The sequence below is a fragment of the Streptomyces sp. NPDC041940 genome, assembly GCF_055589465.1.
On the sequence record NZ_JBVJBP010000030.1, the window covers coordinates 71,470 to 89,913 of the forward strand.

At 70.8% G+C, this 18,444-nt stretch carries 15 protein-coding genes; 8 read left to right on the forward strand and 7 right to left on the reverse strand.

All coding sequences use genetic code 11. The annotated features are described in order from the left end of the window. Positions 1 to 47: 47 nt before the first annotated feature. Positions 48 to 377 (reverse strand): hypothetical protein, encoded by a 330-nt coding sequence (locus ACZ6I3_RS35990; protein ID WP_184589326.1) that lies wholly within the window; start codon positions 375 to 377, stop codon positions 48 to 50. Positions 378 to 486: 109 nt separating this feature from the next. After that, positions 487 to 1,554, reverse strand: coding sequence for a uroporphyrinogen decarboxylase (gene hemE / locus ACZ6I3_RS35995; RefSeq protein ID WP_469420473.1), 1,068 nt, complete (start codon positions 1,552 to 1,554; stop codon positions 487 to 489). Between the two features lie 102 nt (positions 1,555 to 1,656). Here hemE and ACZ6I3_RS36000 point away from each other — a divergent pair, with 102 nt between their 5' ends. From ACZ6I3_RS36000 to ACZ6I3_RS36010, 3 genes are all read left to right on the forward strand, one after another. Then, positions 1,657 to 2,331, forward strand: a complete 675-nt coding sequence (locus ACZ6I3_RS36000) for a DUF3000 domain-containing protein (protein WP_469420475.1) — start codon at positions 1,657 to 1,659, stop codon at positions 2,329 to 2,331. Positions 2,332 to 2,665: 334 nt separating this feature from the next. Next, on the forward strand, positions 2,666 to 3,328 hold the full coding sequence (locus ACZ6I3_RS36005; RefSeq protein WP_184589340.1) for a response regulator transcription factor: 663 nt from the start codon (positions 2,666 to 2,668) through the stop codon (positions 3,326 to 3,328). Positions 3,329 to 3,515: 187 nt separating this feature from the next. Next, a complete protein-coding gene (locus ACZ6I3_RS36010) occupies positions 3,516 to 4,805 on the forward strand; it encodes a ribonuclease D (RefSeq protein WP_469420478.1) in 1,290 nt (429 codons plus the stop codon). 298 nt (positions 4,806 to 5,103) lie between these two features. Here ACZ6I3_RS36010 and ACZ6I3_RS36015 read toward each other — a convergent pair whose 3' ends face one another. From ACZ6I3_RS36015 to ACZ6I3_RS36025, 3 genes are read right to left on the reverse strand one after another with little or no spacing between them, the layout of a single operon-like run. Then, the gene (locus ACZ6I3_RS36015; protein WP_469420480.1) at positions 5,104 to 5,934 is read right to left on the reverse strand and encodes a carbohydrate ABC transporter permease; all 831 of its coding nucleotides are present in this window, start codon (positions 5,932 to 5,934) and stop codon (positions 5,104 to 5,106) included. After that, a complete protein-coding gene (locus ACZ6I3_RS36020; protein WP_469420482.1) occupies positions 5,931 to 6,809 on the reverse strand; it encodes a carbohydrate ABC transporter permease in 879 nt (292 codons plus the stop codon). The genes ACZ6I3_RS36015 and ACZ6I3_RS36020 overlap by 4 nt, the downstream gene beginning before the upstream one ends. After that, complete coding sequence (locus ACZ6I3_RS36025) at positions 6,809 to 8,122, reverse strand: ABC transporter substrate-binding protein (RefSeq protein WP_469420484.1); 1,314 nt, start codon at positions 8,120 to 8,122, stop codon at positions 6,809 to 6,811. The genes ACZ6I3_RS36020 and ACZ6I3_RS36025 overlap by 1 nt, the downstream gene beginning before the upstream one ends. Before the next feature lie 164 nt (positions 8,123 to 8,286). Between ACZ6I3_RS36025 and ACZ6I3_RS36030 the strand changes: the two genes are divergently transcribed. From ACZ6I3_RS36030 to ACZ6I3_RS36045, 4 genes are all read left to right on the forward strand, one after another. Beyond that, positions 8,287 to 10,656, forward strand: a complete 2,370-nt coding sequence (locus tag ACZ6I3_RS36030; protein WP_469420486.1) for a glycoside hydrolase family 2 protein — start codon at positions 8,287 to 8,289, stop codon at positions 10,654 to 10,656. Continuing rightward, complete coding sequence (locus ACZ6I3_RS36035; RefSeq protein WP_469420487.1) at positions 10,653 to 11,687, forward strand: LacI family DNA-binding transcriptional regulator; 1,035 nt, start codon at positions 10,653 to 10,655, stop codon at positions 11,685 to 11,687. Before ACZ6I3_RS36030 ends, ACZ6I3_RS36035 begins: the two co-directional genes overlap by 4 nt. A 210-nt stretch (positions 11,688 to 11,897) precedes the next feature. Then, entirely contained in the window at positions 11,898 to 13,115 is a 1,218-nt protein-coding gene (locus ACZ6I3_RS36040) for a thiolase family protein (RefSeq protein ID WP_469420489.1), read from the forward strand. Then, the gene (locus ACZ6I3_RS36045) at positions 13,112 to 15,265 is read left to right on the forward strand and encodes a 3-hydroxyacyl-CoA dehydrogenase NAD-binding domain-containing protein (protein ID WP_469420491.1); all 2,154 of its coding nucleotides are present in this window, start codon (positions 13,112 to 13,114) and stop codon (positions 15,263 to 15,265) included. Before ACZ6I3_RS36040 ends, ACZ6I3_RS36045 begins: the two co-directional genes overlap by 4 nt. A gap of 71 nt (positions 15,266 to 15,336) precedes the next feature. Here ACZ6I3_RS36045 and ACZ6I3_RS36050 read toward each other — a convergent pair whose 3' ends face one another. Next, on the reverse strand, positions 15,337 to 16,353 hold the full coding sequence (locus ACZ6I3_RS36050) for a PLL family lectin (protein WP_469420492.1): 1,017 nt from the start codon (positions 16,351 to 16,353) through the stop codon (positions 15,337 to 15,339). Between the two features lie 81 nt (positions 16,354 to 16,434). Here ACZ6I3_RS36050 and ACZ6I3_RS36055 point away from each other — a divergent pair, with 81 nt between their 5' ends. Beyond that, complete coding sequence (locus ACZ6I3_RS36055) at positions 16,435 to 16,806, forward strand: PIN domain-containing protein (RefSeq protein WP_469420493.1); 372 nt, start codon at positions 16,435 to 16,437, stop codon at positions 16,804 to 16,806. A 93-nt stretch (positions 16,807 to 16,899) separates the two neighbouring features. On the opposite strand, the gene ACZ6I3_RS36060 is transcribed toward ACZ6I3_RS36055, so the two are convergent. After that, on the reverse strand, positions 16,900 to 18,399 hold the full coding sequence (locus ACZ6I3_RS36060) for an amino acid permease (RefSeq protein ID WP_469420494.1): 1,500 nt from the start codon (positions 18,397 to 18,399) through the stop codon (positions 16,900 to 16,902). Positions 18,400 to 18,444 lie beyond the last annotated feature (45 nt).

Here is an 18,444-nt window from a genome sequence, read left to right on the forward strand (position 1 = left end):
CAGCGCGCCCGCACCCGGCGACGCACCCGCACCCCTACGGCGAACCCCTACGCGGTCCCGGCAGTCCCGTTGATCCGGTCAATGGCCTGCCTCGCCTGCTCCGCCGGCGGCCGGGACGGCAAGGACGACACCGACGCCGAAGCCGTCACCGCCGGCGGCTGCTCCCCCGCCGGCTTCGCATGCGCGGCGGCCCGCGACGAACGCAACCGGTGGCTCACCGCCTCCTCCAGCGTCACGGGCCGCCGCATCTGGGACGCCAGCCGCCCGGCCTCCTGGCCGAGGCGGGCCACGTCCTCCCAGGGCAGCCGCACCACCAGCGTGAGCTCCGCCTCGCCGTCGGGCAGGGCGTGCATCGCGGGAGTAACTCGGTCGTTCATCGCCTGTTCCTCACGTCGGCCCCGCGACCCGCCTTCCCCGCGCCGCGGGCGGTTGCCGACACATACGCACGTCCCGACGACAGCGTTCACCGCCGCACCGAATACCCCGTCAGCGTGCCGTGTGCGTGTGCACGTACTCCACGAGCCGCGTCAGCGCGTCCGGGTCGGTGGACGGCATGACGCCGTGGCCCAGGTTGAAGATGTGGCCCTCCAGGTCCGCCGCGCTGTCCAGGACCTCCCGGGTCTTCGCCTCGACGGCCTCCGTGGAGGCGAACAGCACGGTGGGGTCGAGGTTGCCCTGGAGCGCCTTGCCGGGGCCGACGCGGCGGACGGCCTCGTCGAGCGGGACGCGCCAGTCGACGCCGACGACGTCCGCGCCGGCCTCGCCCATGAGGCCCAGCAGTTCGCCGGTGCCGACGCCGAAGTGGATGCGCGGGACGCCGTAGCCGGCCACGGCGTCGAAGACCTTCGCCGAGGCGGGCAGCACCGAACGCCGGTAGTCGACGGGGGCCAGGGCGCCGGCCCAGGAGTCGAACAGCTGGACCGCGGAGGCGCCGGCCTCGATCTGCACCTTCAGGAAGGCGGTCGTGATGTCCGCGAGGCGGTCGAGCAGATCCGCCCACAGCTCGGGGTCGCCGTACATCATCGCCTTGGCGTTCTCGTACGTGCGGGACGGGCCGCCCTCGACGAGGTAGCTGGCGAGGGTGAACGGGGCGCCGGCGAAGCCGATGAGGGGCGTGGCGCCGAGCTCGCGCGTCAGCAGGCCGATGGCCTCGGTGACGTAGGAGACGTCCTCGGGGGTCAGGTCACGCAGCTGCGCGAGGTCAGCGCGGGTGCGGATCGGGCGCTCGACGACCGGGCCGACGCCGGGCTTGATGTCGAGGTCGACGCCGATGGCCTTGAGCGGTACGACGATGTCGCTGAAGTAGATCGCCGCGTCCACGTCGTGCCGGCGCACCGGCTGGAGCGTGATCTCGGTGACCAGCTCGGGCCGCATGCAGGACTCGAGCATCGGAATGCCCTCGCGCACCTTGCGGTACTCCGGCAGTGAGCGCCCGGCCTGCCGCATGAACCACACCGGAGTGTGCGGCACGGGCTCGCGCCGGCAGGCCTTGAGGAAGGCTGAGTCGTACGTGACGGACGGCTGCTGGGCCCGAGGGGCGTCGTTGGCACTCACGGGGCCAAGTTTCGCACGCCGTCAAGGAGCGCGATTCAGCCCCTGGAGAGGCGCGGGGTGTCTAGCCCGGCACCCGGGGCCCGGTCCCCGTAATCTTCCCGCATGGCTGCGGCTCAGGGACGACTGTCGGACGGCGCTGGCGGAATGGACGAGGCGAAGGACACCGAGAACGACCGGAGGGAGGCGGACACCGCCCCGCTGCCCTTCCGGTCCGCTGTCGACGCGCTCAGGACGGCGCGGCTGCGGCCCCAGATCGAGATCGAGCCGACGCGCCCGCCGCAGCGGCTCGCCCCCTACACCTACGCGCTGGAGGCGGCGGTCGTCGACGGCGACCAGGACCTGGCCGACGGCCGGCTGGTGCTGCTGCACGACCCGGCGGGGCACGAGGCCTGGCGGGGTACGTTCCGGCTGGTGACGCTGGTGCGCGCGGAGCTGGAGCCGGAGATGGCGGCGGACCCGCTGCTGCCGGAGGTGTGCTGGTCCTGGCTGACCGGTGCGCTCCAGGCGCGCGGGCTGGCGTGCGGGGAGCCGAGCGGCACCGTCACGCGCGCGAGTTCGCACTACTTCGGCGGTCTGTCCGCGCGCCCGGCCGCCTCGCAGATCGAGATCCGCGCGTCGTGGACGCCGCGCGAGGGCCTGGGCGGGGTTCCGGACACGGCCGGGCACCTGGCGGCCTGGTGCGATCTGCTCGCCCAGGTCGCGGGGCTGCCGCCGGCCGGTCCCGGCGACGCGTCGGTGGTGACCCTGCCGCAGCGGCGGGGGCCACAGTCCCGCTGACAGCACCTGTACCGCCCGTACCGCCCCCGCACTGATCGACCCTGTGCGGGGGCGGTCGACGTTTGTCCTGTCGACGATCACACCCGCGTCCCCCTCTTGGCCGAATCACTTTGTCGATACGGCCACTTTCGACCGCGTACCGACGCAGAGCGAAACCGTTCGACCTTCGAATGATCGACCGCGTGTCCGAATTGCACGGATTGTTATCACCGAATCGTGATCATTCTCTAAAGGCGGACGGGTTCGGTGCCGAAGACGACTGTGACCTTGAAAGCACGGTTCGTCCCGGCTTCATCCCCACGAGCCGGCCCCGTCCCGCACCCCAGGAGGCCTGGTGTCCGTTCTCCTCGAGCAGCCCGCAAGCCTGGTCGCCTACCGCCCGAACAAGCCGACCGCCATGGTGGTCGTGGCCGACCCGCGCGTCCGCTCCACCGTCACCCGCCACCTGTGGGCGCTCGGTGTGCGCGATGTCATCGAGGCCTCGTCCATCGCGGAGGCTCGTCCCCGCATCGGCAACCCCCGCGACATCTGCGTCGCCGACGTCCACCTGCCGGACGGCTCCGGCCTCACCCTGCTGTCGGAGACCCGCGCCGCGGGCTGGCCCAACGGCCTCGCCCTCTCCGCCGCCGACGACATCGCCGCCGTGCGCAACGCGCTCGCCGGCGGGGTGAAGGGGTACGTCGTCACCGGCACCCGCACCAACGTCGGGCTCCCCACCCGGCCGGGCGCCGCCCCCATCGGCGCCGCCGCCGCACGTCTGCACCGCCGCCCCCCGGGTGCCCCGAGCCACCCGGGCGGCTACCGCGAACTGTCCGGCCGTGAGGTCGAGGTGCTGCGCCTGGTCGCGGAGGGCCAGTCGAACAAGGCGATCGGCGTCTCGATGGGCCTGTCCGCACTGACCGTCAAGAGCCACCTCGCCCGCATCGCCCGCAAGCTCGGCACGGGCGACCGCGCCGGCATGGTGGCGGTGGCGCTGCGGACCGGGATCATCCACTGATCCGCTCCGTCCTGACCCTTTGTGATCATTCACTCACCTGAACGGGATCGACCGCCGGTCCCCATTCACCCCACGCGCGGCTCGCGAACCCCGTACTTCCCCGACGTGACTGGTTTGCGACCCTCGAGCGCCCGTCGACGGAACGTTCCGTCGGCGGGCGCTGTCCATACATGGATACCCTTGACATGTGACCGACGCCCACGACACCGCAGCAGACAGCTCACTGCGAACCACCGGAGGCGCCCCTCCGGACGACGGCGGATCTTCTGCTACGGAGGCGCCGACCCCCTTGCTGGAGCCGCGCGAGGGCATTCCGCCCGTGATCGCGGACGAGACCGCCCTGGCCCGGGTGATCGCCGCCTTCGAGGCGGGTACCGGCCCCGTCGCCGTCGACGCCGAGCGGGCGTCCGGCTACCGCTACGGCCAGCGCGCCTACCTGGTGCAGCTGCGCCGCGAGGGCGCCGGCTCGGCCCTGATCGACCCCGTGGCCTGCCCCGACCTGTCCGCCCTGGGCGACGCCCTCTCCGGCGTCGAGTGGGTGCTGCACGCCGCCACCCAGGACCTGCCCTGCCTGCGCGAGATAGGCATGGTGCCGACGCGGCTCTTCGACACCGAGCTGGCCGGGCGCCTCGCCGGATTCCCCCGGGTCGGCCTCGGCGCGATGGTCGAGGGCGTGCTCGGCTTCGTCCTGGAGAAGGGCCACTCCGCGGTCGACTGGTCCACCCGGCCGCTGCCCGAGCCCTGGCTGCGGTACGCGGCGCTGGACGTCGAGCTGCTCGTCGACCTGCGTGACGCGCTGGAGAAGGAGCTGGACCGGCAGGGCAAGCTGGAGTGGGCCCGCCAGGAGTTCGACGCGATCGCCTCGGCACCGCCGCCCGAGCCCCGCAAGGATCCCTGGCGGCGCACGTCCGGCATGCACAAGGTGCGCCGGCGGCGGCAGCTGGCCGTAGTGCGAGAGCTGTGGGAGACCCGGGACCGGATCGCGCAGCGGCGGGACGTCTCGCCCGGCAAGGTGCTCGGGGACGCGGCCATCGTGGAGGCCGCGCTGGCGGTTCCGGCCAACGTGCACGCGCTCGCCGCGCTGAACGGTTTCGGACACCGGACGGGCAAGCGGCAGCTGGAGCAGTGGCAGGCGGCCGTGGACCGGGCGAAGGCGCTGACCGAGGCGCAGTTGCCGCAGCCGGGGCAGCCGGTGGCGGGGCCGCCGCCGCCGCGGGCCTGGGCCGACAAGGACCCTGTCGCCGCGGCGAGGTTGTCGGCGGCCAGGGCCAAGATCTCGGCCCTGGCCGAGCAGGTCAACATGCCGCAGGAGAATCTGATCACGCCGGATACGGTGCGGCGGGTTTGCTGGGAGCCGCCGGGTGTGGTGGACGCGGAGTCTGTGGCGGCCGCGCTGGCAGGTCACGGTGCACGTCAGTGGCAGGTCGAGCAGGTGACGCCCGTGCTGGTGGAGGCGCTGGCCGTCAAGGAGGCCTAGCCGCCGTAGCGGTGTTCGTCGTACGGCGGCTGCGGGCCTGTTGTGGTTGTTCGCGCAGTTCCCCGCGCCCCTAGGGCCTGTCGTTTGGATCACGTCGCAGACGCGGGGCTTGGCACGCGCATCTGCCGCGTTGTCGTCGGTTGCCGACTCCCCCACGCTCGGCTGCGCTCGCGCGGGAGGTGCCCCCATCGCGTCGACGCCCTCCTCCGCCTTGCAGCTGCACGCACCAAGCCCCGCTCACCGGCGCCGAACAGCACGGTCGATTTCCTGCGACCTGATCCAAACGACAGGCCCTAGGTCACTTGGTCGCTCCCCTGGTGAAGCCGTTGTAGATGAACCGCTGCAGGAGCAGGAAGACGATCAGTGTCGGGGCGATGACCAGGATCGCGCCTGCCGAGATGGTCTCCCAGTGGGCGCCGAACGGGCCCTTGAAGCGGAACAGGGACGTCGAGATCACGCCAAGATCTTCGGAGGGCATGTAGAGGAAGGGGATGTAGAAGTCGTTGTAGACGTTGATCCCCTTCACGATCACGACCGTCGCGATCGCCGGTTTCAGGAGCGGGAAGATGATCTTCCGGTAGATCGTGAAGGCGTTGGCCCCGTCGAGGCGGGCCGACTCGTCGAGTGAGACCGGGATCGATCGCACGAACTGCAGGAAGATGTAGATCGAGACGATGTCCGTGCCCATGTAGAGCGCGATCGGCGCCCAGAGGCTGTCGAACATGCCGAAGCTGTTGACGATCTGGAAGGTGGCCACCTGGGTGGTCACCCCGGGGACGAGCGCGGCGACCAGGAACAGGGCCAGGACCAGCTTGCGGAAGCGGAACCGGAAGCGGTCGATGGCGTACGCCGTCATCGAACCGATCAGGATCGTGCCCCCGATGGCGACGACCAGGATGATCGCCGTGTTGGCGAACGCCGAGAGCATCCGGCCGTCCTGGAACGCCGTCACGTAGTTGGAGAAGTTGAGCGGGTCGTCGGGCAGCGTGAGGGCGCCGCTGTCGTCCGCCATCTCCCCGGAGGTCTTCAGCGAGGTCAGGAAGACCACGGCCAGCGGCAGGAACACCACCAGTGTCGCGAGGACCAGGGACAGATACACGAGGGCCCGGGCCACCCTGCGGCGCGTCATACGAGGTCCACCTTGTCGTCCGGGACGAGGCGCCGCTGCACCCAGGTCACCGCCAGGATGATCAGCAGCAGTACGACGGCCGCCGCCGAGGCGAGGCCCGTCTTGTTGAACTGGAAGGCCAGCTTCACGGTCTGGATCACGAAGGTCTCGGTGCCGGTCGCGCCGCCGGTCATGATGTACGGAATCTCGAAGACGGACAGCGACCCGGAGACGGACAGGATCACCGAGAGGCTCAGCACGGGCCGGATGCCCGGCGCGATGATGTGGCGGAACTGCTGCCAGCGGTTCGCCCCGTCGATCTCGGCCGCCTCGTACAGCTCCCCCGGGATGGACTGGATCGCCCCGAGGAAGAGGACGAAGTTCAGGCCCATGTAGCGCCAGACCGAGACGCCGGCGAGGGAGACGTTGGCCGAGGCGGGCGTACCGAGCCAGGCGCGGTCGCCGTCGTAGCCGACGAGGCCCAGGATCGCGTCCAGGGTGCCGCCGTCCTGGAAGAAGTACAGGAAGACGAAGCCGATGGCGACGCCGTTGATCAGGTACGGGAAGAAGAGCACGCCCTTGAAGAAGTTGCGGAAGCGGACGTTGAAGCTCAGGACGGTGGCGAAGTACAGCGCGGCGGCGATCTGTACCACGGACGCGGCGAGGTAGTACCCGCTGACGAAGAACACCTCGAACAGCTCGGAGCGGGTGAGGAGTTCGGCGTAGTTCCCGGCGCCCGTGTAGCGCAGCTCCGGGCTGACGCCGTCCCAGTCGGTGAAGCTGTACGCGACCATGTTGACGATCGGCGCGTAGGTGAACGTGATCAGCAGGACGAGCGGGGCGAGGAGGAACAGCCAGGGCGTCACGCCCCGCCACCGCCGGATGGGCCGGGCCATCAGGACCCCAGGTTCCGCTGCGCCTCGGTCCACTTGTCGCCGAGTCCGGCGAGGAAGTCGTCCAGGCCGCCCTTGCGCGCACCGCGGGCGAGATCGACGAGGTCCTGGCGGTAGTCGGGCTTGTAGATGCCGACCTCGGACCGGTTGTCGATGGACTTGACCTCGGCGCCCTTGGTGTCGTCGATGTCGAGGAGCTTCACGCCGGCCTCCTCGTAGGGCTTCAGCACGTCGGGCAGCGGGGCGTCCTTGAGAGGCGAGAGGGCGAGGTTGGCGTCCGCGTAGCCGGACTTGTCGGTGAACCAGTCGATCCAGGCGCGGGCGGCGGCCTTGTGGTCGGAGTTGACGTTGACGGCCTGCTGGTAGTCGGGGGACGTCACCGCGCAGAACGTGCCGTCCTTCTGGGCGGGGAAGGGCATGAAGCCGATGTCGGCGGGGTCGGTGCCGGCCTGCTTCGCCGCGTCCCGCATCTGCACGACCGCCCAGGAGCCGAGCCACATCGTGGCGATCTCGCCCTTGGCCAGCTTGGGCTTGGAGGCCTCCCAGTTGGTGGTCGTCGGGTCCTTCTCGACGAGACCCGACTTCACGATGTCGTACAGCAGCGTGTCGCCGACGCGCAGGTCGGCGCCGTCGGCCCACGGGTCGCCCTCGGCGAGGCGCGTGGTGGCCCCGGTGTCGCAGCCGACGGAGCCGTTGACACTCGTCCACTGGGTCAGCGGCCACATGTCCTTGAAGTTGGTGTAGTACGGGACCGCCTCGGACCTGTCCTTGATCGCCTTGAGGTCGTCGAGGAACTCGGCCGGGGTGGTGGGCCAGTCGGTGACGCCGGCCGCGCTCCAGACCTTCTTGTTGTAGATGAAGCCGGGGACCACGCCGATCGGGCTCTGCCCGTAGACCTTGTCCTGGACGGTGGAGTAGTCGGTGAAGCGGTATTTCTTGCTCCGCTCGGCCCGGGTGCCCAGCGAGGCGAAGAACTTCGGGTAGTCCTTCTTCTCGATCACGGCCGGGATCATCAGGACGTCGCCGTAGTTCTCCGTGTTCATCCGGATCTTGACCTCGCCCTCGTAGTCGGTGAGGCCCTCGAACTCGACCTTCACCTTGGGATAGGTCTTGCTGAACTCGGCGGCGTACTTCTTCATCGTGCCGTCCTGCACGAGGTCGGTCCGGTGGGTGAGGACGGTGATGGTCCCGGTCACCTTGGCGGGATCGTCGGGTGCCTCGGCATCCGCGCCCTTGGAGGTGCCTCCGGTACCGGTGCAGCCCGAGGCGAGCAGGGCGGCGCCCACGGCGAGGGCGAGGACGGTACGGCGGTTCATGTGCATCAGCTCCGTTCGCGGAGAGGAACTCGGGACGGAAGAGCACGTGCGGTATGGCTGGTTCGGCACTCTGACAGCGCTTTCCTCAACCGGTAAAGTCCGATTCCCGCCAACGATGCGAAACCTGGACACGACTCTTCACTGGACCGGTTAAGGGAGTGCGCATGCTGGAGGCCACAGCGCTCGGCGACGGATGGATCCTGCGGCACGAGTCGGACAGGCTGCCGGCCTCCGTGCCGGGCTGTGTGCACACCGACCTGATGGCGGCCGGGGTGATCCCGGATCCGTTCCTGGGCCAGGGCGAGTCCGAGGTGGCGTGGGTGGGGCGCCGGGACTGGACGTACGAGCGGGAGCTCGGGGTCCCCGGCGCGCAGGAGCAGACCGACCTGGTCTTCGACGGGCTCGACACCATCGCCGAGATCTCCCTGGACGGGCGGCAGCTGGGCACGGTGCGGAACATGCACCGCTCGTACCGCTTCGATGTGACGGGGCTGTCCGGGCTGCTGTCCGTGCGGTTCGTCTCCGCCTACGCCGAGGCCGAGGCCGTGCGGGGACGGCTGGGTGAGCGGCCCGCCGCCTACGCCGAGCCCTACCAGTACGTCCGCAAGATGGCCTGCTCCTTCGGCTGGGACTGGGGGCCGACCCTGGTGACGGCCGGGATCTGGCGGCCGGTGCGCCTGGAGCACTGGTCGACGGCCCGGATCGCCCGGGTGCGTCCGCTGGTCACCGTCGAGGAGGGCGCGGGGGTCGTCGAACTGGCCGTCGACGTCGAGCGGACCCGGGTGGAAGCGCCGCTGGCCGTGGAGGCGACGGTGGGCGGGGTGCGGGCCCGCGCGGAGCTGGACGGGGCACACGGGGTGGTCCGGCTGCGGGTACCGGACGCTGAGCTGTGGTGGCCGCGCGGATATGGCGAACAGCCGCTGTACGACGTCGAGTTGAGGCTGCTGAGCGAGGGCGGCGCCCTGGACGTGTGGCGGCGGCGGATCGGCTTCCGGAGCGTGGAACTCGACCGGCGGCCCGACGCGCACGGCACCGGGTTCACCCTCGTCGTCAACGGCGAGCGGCTCTTCGCACGCGGCGTCAACTGGATCCCCGACGACGTCTTCCCCTCCCGCGTCACCCGCGAGCGCTACCGGCAGCGGCTGGAGCAGGCCGCCGCGGCGGGCGTGGACCTCGTACGGATCTGGGGCGGCGGGCTCTACGAGAGCGAGGACTTCTACGACGCCTGCGACGAACTCGGGCTGCTGGTCTGGCAGGACTTCCCGTTCGCGTGCGCGGCCTACCCGGAGGAGCAGCCGCTGCGCGGCGAGGTGGAGGCCGAGGCGCGGGAGAACGTCGTACGGCTGATGCCGCATCCGTCGCTGGTGCTGTGGAACGGCAACAACGAGAACCTGTGGGGCTTCAGGGACTGGGCGTGGGAGCCGAGGCTGGCCGGGGACTCCTGGGGCGAGGGCTACTACCTGGGCGTGCTGCCGCGGGTGGTGGCCGAGTTGGACCCGACCCGGCCGTACACGGCGGGCAGCCCCTGGTCGGGGTCCTGGCGGCACCATCCGAACGACCCGGCGCACGGCACGCACCACTCGTGGGAGGTGTGGAACCGCGAGGACTACGCCGACTACCGGCTGAGCGTGCCGCGGTTCGTCGCCGAGTTCGGCTGGCAGGCGCCGCCCGCGTACGCCACCCTGCGCCGGGCGCTGCCCGGGGAGACGCTCGCGCCGGACTCCCCCGGCATGCTGCAGCACCAGAAGGCCGACGACGGCAACGGCAAACTGGAACGGGGACTCGCCCGGCATTTCGCCGTGCCGGACGGGGATTTCGACCGCTGGCACTATCTGACGCAGGTCAACCAGGCGCGTGCGGTCGCCGCCGGGATCGAGCACTGGCGCTCGCACTGGCCGGTGTGCGCGGGCACGGTCGTCTGGCAGCTCAACGACTGCTGGCCGGTGACCTCGTGGGCGGCGATCGACGGGGACGGGCGCGAGAAGCCGCTGTACCACGAGCTGAAGCGGCTGTACGCGGACCGGTTGCTGACGCTCCGGGAGGAGGACGGCGGGCTGGTGCTGGCCGCCGTGAACCAGGGCGCGGAGGACTGGACCGGGACCCTGGCCCTGCGGCGGATGTCCGTCGAGGGCGAGGTACTGGGGCGGGCGGAGGTGGAACTCGCGGCCGGGCGGCGGTCCGTGGCCCGGGTCGGTGTCCCGCCCGAGCTGACGCCCGACGGGCCGAAGGAGTTCCTGGTCGCGGACGCGGACGGCCTGCGGGCGCTCCGTTTCCCGGTACCGGACCGCGAAGTCCCCTACCCCGCACCGCGGTTCGATGTCGCACTCGCGTCCGGCGGTATCACCGTGACCGCCCGCACCCTGGTCCGGGACCTGCTGCTCCAGGCCGACCGGCTGGATCCGGAGGCCCGGGCCGACCGGGGGCTGGTCACCCTGCTGCCGGGCGAAGAGGTGACCATCGGGGTGCGCGGCTGGAAGACTCCGGACGCTCTCCGTGCCCGTTCGGCCCTGTACTGCGTGGAGCCCACCCGATGACGGCGACGCCGGCCCCCCGCGTCACCATCAAGGACGTCGCCGCGCGTGCCGGTGTGTCCAAGGGTGCCGTGTCGCTCGCCTTCAACCACAAGCCGGGCCTGTCGGAGGCGACCCGGGACCGGATCTTCCGGGCGGCGCGGGAGTTGGGCTGGGCGCCGAACCTCACGGCGCGGACGCTGGCCGGTTCACGCGTGGACGTGGTGGGGCTCGCGGTGTGCAGGCCGGCCCGGATGCTGGGGCTGGAGCCCTGGTACATGGACTTCGTCTCGGGTGTCGAGAGCGTGCTGGCCGAGCACTCCTGCTCGCTGCTGCTGAGGCTCGTACGGAATCTGGACGAGGAGACCGGGGTCCAGGAGGCATGGTGGCGGGGGCGGCAGATCGGCGGTTCGATCCTCGTCGACTTCCGGGCCGACGATCCCCGGGTGGGCCTGGTGGAGCGGCTCGGGCTGCCGGTGGTCGCGGTCGGGCATCCCTCGCTGACCGGGGGCCTCACCTCGGTGTGGACGGACGACGCCACGGCCGTGACGGAGGCGGTGCGCTATCTGGCGGCGCTCGGGCACCGGCGGATCGCCCGGGTCGGCGGGGCGGCGGCCCTCGGGCACACGGCCATCCGGACGGCGGCGTTCGACGAGGCGGCGGGGGCGCTGGCGCTGGCCGGGGCGTGGCAGGTCGCGACGGACTTCTCGGGGGACGCGGGGGCGCGGGCGACGCGGTCCCTGCTGACGGCCGCGCCGCCGGACCGGCCGACGGCGATCGTGTACGACAACGACATCATGGCGGTGGCGGGGCTGTCGGTGGCGGCGGAGATGGGGCTGCGGGTGCCGGACGACGTGTCGCTGCTGGCGTGGGACGACTCGCAGCTGTGCCGGCTGACGCATCCGACGTTGTCCGCGATGAGTCATGACGTGCACGGGTTCGGGGCGGAGGTGGCTCGGACGCTGTTCTCCGTGATCACCGGGGGTGAGGGTGGGTCCCATCCTGTGCCGACACCGGTGCTGACGCCTCGGGGATCCACAGCGCCGCCTCGGTGAGCGCCGTACGGTTGTGCAGGCCGTGCCGGGTTGCTCGCGCAGTTCCCCGCGCCCCTGAAAAGCAGGGCGCTGCCCTCAGCGGGTGTGACCTTCACCGCTCCGCCTGTCAGGACTGTGCAGCTACGTTACCCATAAGTAGCATGGGCCTGAGCGCGCGCTCAGCGCATCTCGCAGCAGTAATGCAGTTCCGGACCCTGGAGGAGAGCCATCGTGCCTCGTACCGTCAGGGACGTCGTCTTCGTCGACGGCGTCCGCACCCCGTTCGGCAAGGCGGGACCGAAGGGCATCTACCACGAGACCCGTGCCGACGACCTCGTCGTGAAGGCGATCCGGGAGCTGCTGCGCCGCAACCCCGGTCTCGACCCGAAGAAGATCGACGAGGTCGCCATCGCCGCGACCACGCAGATCGGCGACCAGGGCCTGACCATCGGCCGTACGGCCGGGATCCTCGCCGGTCTCCCGCAGTCCGTTCCGGGTTACTCGATCGACCGCATGTGCGCCGGCGCCCTGACGGCCGTGACCGCGGTCGCCGGTTCCGTCGCCTTCGGCGCCTACGACGTCGCCATCGCCGGCGGTGTCGAGCACATGGGCCGCCACCCCATGGGCGAGGGCGTCGACCCGAACCCGCGGTTCGTGAGCGAGAAGCTGGTCGACGAGTCGGCCCTGTTCATGGGCATGACCGCGGAGAACCTGCACGACCGTTACCCGCAGATCACCAAGCAGCGCGCCGACGAGTACGCCGTGCGCTCCCAGGAGAAGGCCGCCAAGGCGTACGCCGACGGCAAGATCCAGGCCGACCTGGTTCCGGTCTCCGTACGCCGTACCTCCCCCGAGGCCGGCGAGACGGGCTGGGGCCTGGTCACCGCCGACGAGCCGATGCGCCCGGGCACGACCCTGGAGAACCTCTCCGGCCTGAAGACCCCGTTCCGTGTGCACGGCCGGGTCACCGCCGGTAACGCGGCCGGTCTGAACGACGGCGCCACCGCCTCGGTCATCGCCTCCGAGGAGTTCGCGCGGGAGAACGACCTTCCCGTCAAGATGCGTCTGGTCTCCTACTCCTTCGTGGGTGTCGAGCCGGAGGTCATGGGCTACGGCCCGATCCCGGCCACGGAGAAGGCGCTGGCCCAGGCCGGCCTGTCGATCTCCGACATCGGCCTGTTCGAGATCAACGAGGCCTTCGCCGTCCAGGTCCTGGCCTTCCTCGAGCACTACGGCATCGCCGACGACGACGCGCGCGTCAACCAGTACGGCGGCGCCATCGCGTTCGGCCACCCGCTGGCCTCCTCCGGCGTCCGGCTGATGACGCAGCTGGCCCGCCAGTTCGAGGAGCAGCCGCACGTCCGCTACGGCCTGACCACCATGTGCGTCGGCTTCGGCATGGGCGCGACGGTCATCTGGGAGAACCCGCACTTCGAGGGGGACAAGTGAGCACCACCGCCGAGCTTCTGAAGCAGGCTTCCGAGCTGTTCCCGGACGAGGTCGTCACGAGTGCGCACGTACGCCACTTCGACCTGCCGCTGACGCCATCCGAAAGCGGCTCCGCCGCGGGCGGCCGCTTCGCCCTGATCACCCTGGACAACGGCCACGACCACACCAAGCCGACCACCTTCGGCCCGGCCTCGCTGGCGAACCTGAACGCCGCGATCGACCAGGTCGAGAAGGAGGCGGCGGACGGCGAGATCATCGGCGTCGGTATCACCGGCAAGCCGTTCATCTTCGCGGTCGGCGCCGACCTCAAGGGCGTGGAGATCCTCAAGGAGTACGAGCACGCGCTCGCCATCGGCAAGGGCGGCCACGAGGTCTTCAAGCGGCTGTCCAAGCTGGCCGTGCCGACCTTCGCGTACTACAACGGCGCCGCGATGGGCGGCGGTGTCGAGGTCGGTCTGCACTGCACCTACCGCACCGTCTCGGCGGCCCTGCCGGCGTTCTCGCTCCCCGAGGTCTTCCTCGGTCTGGTCCCGGGCTGGGGCGGCTGCGCCCTGCTGCCGAACCTGATCGGCCCGGAGAAGGCCGTCTCGGTGATCATCGAGAACAGCCTCAACCAGAACAAGCAGCTCAAGGGCAAGCAGGTCTACGAGCTCGGGATCGCCGACGCGATCTTCGAGGGCGCGGACTTCCTGGAGCAGTCGCTGATCTGGACCGCGACGGTCCTCAAGGGCGAGATCCAGATCGAGCGCCCGGCGATCGACCGCGGCGAGGCCTGGGACCAGGCCGTCGCCAAGGGCCGCTTCATCGCGGACTCCAAGGTGCACGGCGCCGCCCCGGCCGCCTACCGCGCCCTGGACATCATCGCCGCCGCCAAGAACGGCGACCTCCAGCAGGGCTACGACGCCGAGGACAAGGCGCTCGCCGACCTGATCATGGGCGGTGAACTGCGCTCCGGCATCTACGCCTTCAACCTGGTGCAGAAGCGCGGCAAGCGCCCGGCCGGCGCCCCGGACAAGAACCTGGCCCGCCCGGTCACCAAGGTCGGCGTGGTCGGCGCGGGCCTGATGGCCAGCCAGCTCGCCCTCCTCTTCCTGCGCCGCCTGGAGGTGCCGGTCGTCCTGACCGACATCGACCAGGAGCGCGTCGACAAGGGTGTGGGCTATGTCCACGCCGAGATCGAGAAGCTGCTCGGCAAGGGCCGTATCAACCAGGACAAGGCCAACCGCCTCAAGGCACTGGTCTCCGGTGTGCTGGACAAGGCCGAGGGCTTCGCGGACGCGGACTTCATCATCGAGGCCGTGTTCGAGGAGATCGGCGTCAAGCAGCAGGTGTTCGCGGAGGTCGAGGCGGTCGCCCCGGCGCACGCGATCTTCGCGACGAACACCTCCTCCCTCTCCGTCTCGGAGATGGCGTCGAAGCTCAAGAACCCCGAGCGGGTCGTGGGCTTCCACTTCTTCAACCCGGTCGCGGTCCTCCCGCTCCTGGAGATCGTGCGCGGCGAGAAGACCGACGACGCCTCGCTGGCCACGGCGTTCGCCGTCGCCAAGAAGCTGAAGAAGACCGCGGTCCTCACCAAGGACGCCCCGGCGTTCGTCGTGAACCGCATCCTGACCCGCTTCATGGGCGAGATCCAGAACGTCATCGACGAGGGCACCCCGGTCGCGGTCGCCGAGAAGGCCGTCGAGCCGCTCGGTCTGCCGATGTCGCCGCTGGTCCTGCTGGAGCTGGTCGGCCCGGCGATCGGCCTGCACGTCTCGGAGACGCTCAACAGGGCGTTCCCGGACCGCTTCACGGTCTCCCCGAACCTCGCGGCCGTCGTCAAGGCCGGCAAGCGCGGCTTCTACGTCTACGACTCCGGCAAGCCGGAGCTGGACCCCGAGGTCGCCGCGCTCCTCAAGCAGGGCGACAGCGTCCTGACGGAGGAGCAGGTCCGCGAGCGCGTGCTCGACGCGGTCGCGCAGGAGATCGGCATCATGCTCGACGAGGGCGTCGTCGCCGAGGCCCAGGACATCGACCTGTGCCTCATCACGGGCGCCGGCTGGCCGTTCCACCTGGGCGGCATCACGCCGTACCTGGACCGTGAGGGCGTCTCCGAGCGGGTCAACGGCAAGCGGTTCCTCGCGCAGGGCGTGGCGTCGGTTCCGGCGTAACCGCCTGGTGAGATGAGTGAGGAGGGCCTCCGCGGTGTGCGGAGGCCCTCTTCGCATGTGGGTGGGTCCGCTCAGAGCTCCTGCCACGCGGTGAGCGCCAGCCCCGGTTCGTCCTTGCGGCGCGCGAGCAGGAGCTTCCCGGCCGACGGGGCGAGGCTGGCGGCGACGACCTCGTCCTCCTCGTCGAGCGCCACCGCCACCACGGCGTCGCAGGGCAGCTGAGGGCCGGACTCGGTCCACCAGGCACCGGCCGACTCCTGTTCGGTCGGATACGCGGCGAAGGCGACCCGGCCGCTCGCCGACCGCTGGGCGAGCACGGTGCAGTCGTGGCCGTCGATGTCACAGCGCACGGCGGACACCGGCCCGGGTCCCGCGGAGGCGATGAGCGTCACCGGCTTCTCCCCCGGCCGCCAGGCGCAGACGTCGCCCGAGGTGTCCGTGAAGAAGAGGGTGGTGTGCTCGGCGGACGTGGCCAGCGCCCGGAGCGTCCCCGGCCGGACGGGCACCTCGACGCCCTCCGTCCGCACCGGCGTCCTGCCGTGCTCCTCCTGCCGCCAGTGCAGCACCCCGCCGGGCACCGAGGCGTACACCTCCACCAGCCCCGACTCCCCCGTCACGGCGGCGAGTTCGCCCTCCACGTCATTCCCTTCGAGGTTCTGCCAGGGCCCCCAGCCGCCCTTCACCTTCTGGTTGCGCAGGCTCACCCCACCGCCCCGGTTACGGACGAAGACATAGCCACGCCCCGCCGAGTCGACGGCGACGGCAGGCGGGCCCGTCCGGTCGCCCTTCTTGTCCGGATGCCCGATCGATGCCCAGTCCAGGGGCGCGAGCCGGGGCCGGAAGTGCGTCGAATGCACGAGCCCCGACTCGCCGGGCACGGTGGGCCGCCAGGCGGCCAGATGGGTGTACCCGTCGGCACCCTGGCCGATCGCCGGGCCCGGGTGCAGCTTCTGGCCGCCGCCGACGGTGCGGGGAGCGTCCCAGGAGCCGGCGGGGCCACGTTCCGCACGGCACAGGACGGCGTCGCCGGAGGGCAGATAGACGGTGAGGCGGCCGTCACGGCCGCGGATGAGCCAGTCGCCGTTCACCAGTTCACTTTATGCGGGTGGGACGGCTCCGCGCGCGGCCCGCCCCCGCCTGGCCGACAACCGCCGTGCGACCCTGGCCGCATGAACGACAACGCGCCCCTCCTCGTCGTCGTCGACGCCGCGAACGTCGTCGGGTCGGTACCGGACGGCTGGTGGCGGGACCGACGGGGTGCCGCGGAGCGGCTGCGGGACCGGTTGGCGTCGGACGGAGTGCCGGGGGCCTCCGGGCCGGTGGAGATCCTGCTCGTGGTGGAGGGGGCGGCCCGGGGGGTGGAGTCGGTGCCGGGGGTGCGGGTGGAGTCGGCACCGGGCAGCGGTGACGATCACATCGTGGACGTGGTCGCGAGGGCGCCTGAGCGGTCCGTACTGGTCGTCACGGCGGACCGGGAGCTGCGGCGTCGGGTCGGGGAGCTGGGGGCGGAGGTGGCGGGTCCGCGGACGGTGCGGCCGTAGGAGCCCGGTGTAGCGGGGTGCCTCCCCCCGGCCCTCAAGGCCCTGGGGGAGGCACGATTACGATTGCCCGCAGCTCAGCACGGGAGGCGGCGGCTACGGCGTGTTCTCGGCCTGCGGTTCCTCTCCTGTCGCGAGGCGGCTGTGCGTGCGGCCGTAGAGGAAGTACACGATGAACCCGGCGGCCATCCAGAACCCGAACCGCACCCACGTCTCGGCGGGCAGGTTGATCATCAGCCACAGCGAGGCGCACACCGACAGGATCGGGATGACCGGCACCCACGGGGTCCGGAAGGCCCGCGGCAGGTCGGGGCGCGTCCTGCGGAGGATGATCACACCGATGGCGACGACCACGAAGGCGAACAGCGTGCCGATGTTCACCAGCGCGGCGAGTTCGGTCAGCGGCGTGAAGCCCGCCAGCACCGCGATGACCACGCCGAGCAGGATCGTCGGCCGGTGCGGGGTCTTGAACCGCGGGTGGACGTGCGAGAAGAACCGCGGCAGCAGCCCGTCGCGGCTCATCGCGAAGAACACCCGGGTCTGGCCGAGCAGCAGGATCATGCACACCGTCGTCAGGCCGACCGCGGCCCCGAAGCTGATGAAGCCCGCGAACCACGGATGCCCGGTCGCCTTGAACGCGTCGGCGAGCGGCGCGTCGACCGACAGTTCGCTGTAGTGCTGCATGCCGGTGACGACGATCGACACGAGGACGTACAGCGTCGTGCAGATCACGAGGGAGCCGAGGATGCCGCGCGGCATGTCGCGCTGCGGGTTCTTGGTCTCCTCCGCGGCCGTGGCCACGACGTCGAAGCCGATGAAGGCGAAGAACACGACCGAGGCGGCGGTGAAGATGCCCATCACGCCGAAGTTGGAGGGCGCCCAGCCGAACATGAGCTGGATCAGCGGGGAGTCGAGACTGGAGCCGGCCGGTACCGGCTTCTCCTCCGGGATGAACGGGTCGTAGTTGTCGCCGTTGATGAGGAACGCGCCCGCGATGATCACGACGAGGACGACCGTCACCTTGATGGCGACGACGACCGACGTGATCCGCGCGGACAGCTTCATGCCGATGACGAGGATGCCGGTGAGGACGAGGACGAGCGCGGCGGCGAGGATGTCGAAGCCGAAGGCGTCGGCGCCCTCCCGGCTGCCCAGGACCGTGGGCATCGTCCAGCCCGCGTTCTCCATCAGCGACTGGATGTAGCCCGACCAGCCGACGGCCACCACCGCCGTCCCGAGCGCGAACTCCAGAACCAGGTCCCAGCCGATGATCCAGGCGGGCAGTTCACCGATGGAGGCGTACGAGAACGTGTAGGCGGACCCGGCGACCGGGACCGTGGACGCGAACTCGGCGTAACAGAGTGCGGCCAGGGCGCAGGCGACGCCGGCCGCGACGAACGCCAGGGCCGTGGCGGGCCCGGCGTTGTCCTTGGCGACAGTGCCGGTGAGTACGAAGATGCCGGTGCCGATGATCACGCCGACGCCGAAGACGGTCAGATCCAGCGCGGACAAGGACTTCTTGAGCGCGTGCTCTGGCTCCTCGGTGTCGAGGATGGACTGCTCGACCTTCTTCGTCCGGAAGAGGGTGCTGCTCACGGGGTACCTCCCACGCTTGTCGTCCTCGACATGATCGAGAGGTGG

What these genes read in the sequence shown, in the direction of transcription:
- ACZ6I3_RS35990 (WP_184589326.1), bottom strand. Translation starts at nt 377, where the DNA reads ATGAACGACCGAGTTACTCCCGCGATGCACGCCCTGCCCGACGGCGAG.
- ACZ6I3_RS36035 (WP_469420487.1), top strand. Translation starts at nt 10,653, where the DNA reads ATGACGGCGACGCCGGCCCCCCGCGTCACCATCAAGGACGTCGCCGCG.
- ACZ6I3_RS36030 (WP_469420486.1), top strand. Translation starts at nt 8,287, where the DNA reads ATGCTGGAGGCCACAGCGCTCGGCGACGGATGGATCCTGCGGCACGAG.
- ACZ6I3_RS36055 (WP_469420493.1), top strand. Translation starts at nt 16,435, where the DNA reads ATGAACGACAACGCGCCCCTCCTCGTCGTCGTCGACGCCGCGAACGTC.
- ACZ6I3_RS36015 (WP_469420480.1), bottom strand. Translation starts at nt 5,934, where the DNA reads ATGACGCGCCGCAGGGTGGCCCGGGCCCTCGTGTATCTGTCCCTGGTC.
- ACZ6I3_RS36020 (WP_469420482.1), bottom strand. Translation starts at nt 6,809, where the DNA reads ATGGCCCGGCCCATCCGGCGGTGGCGGGGCGTGACGCCCTGGCTGTTC.
- ACZ6I3_RS36025 (WP_469420484.1), bottom strand. Translation starts at nt 8,122, where the DNA reads ATGAACCGCCGTACCGTCCTCGCCCTCGCCGTGGGCGCCGCCCTGCTC.
- ACZ6I3_RS36000 (WP_469420475.1), top strand. Translation starts at nt 1,657, where the DNA reads ATGGCTGCGGCTCAGGGACGACTGTCGGACGGCGCTGGCGGAATGGAC.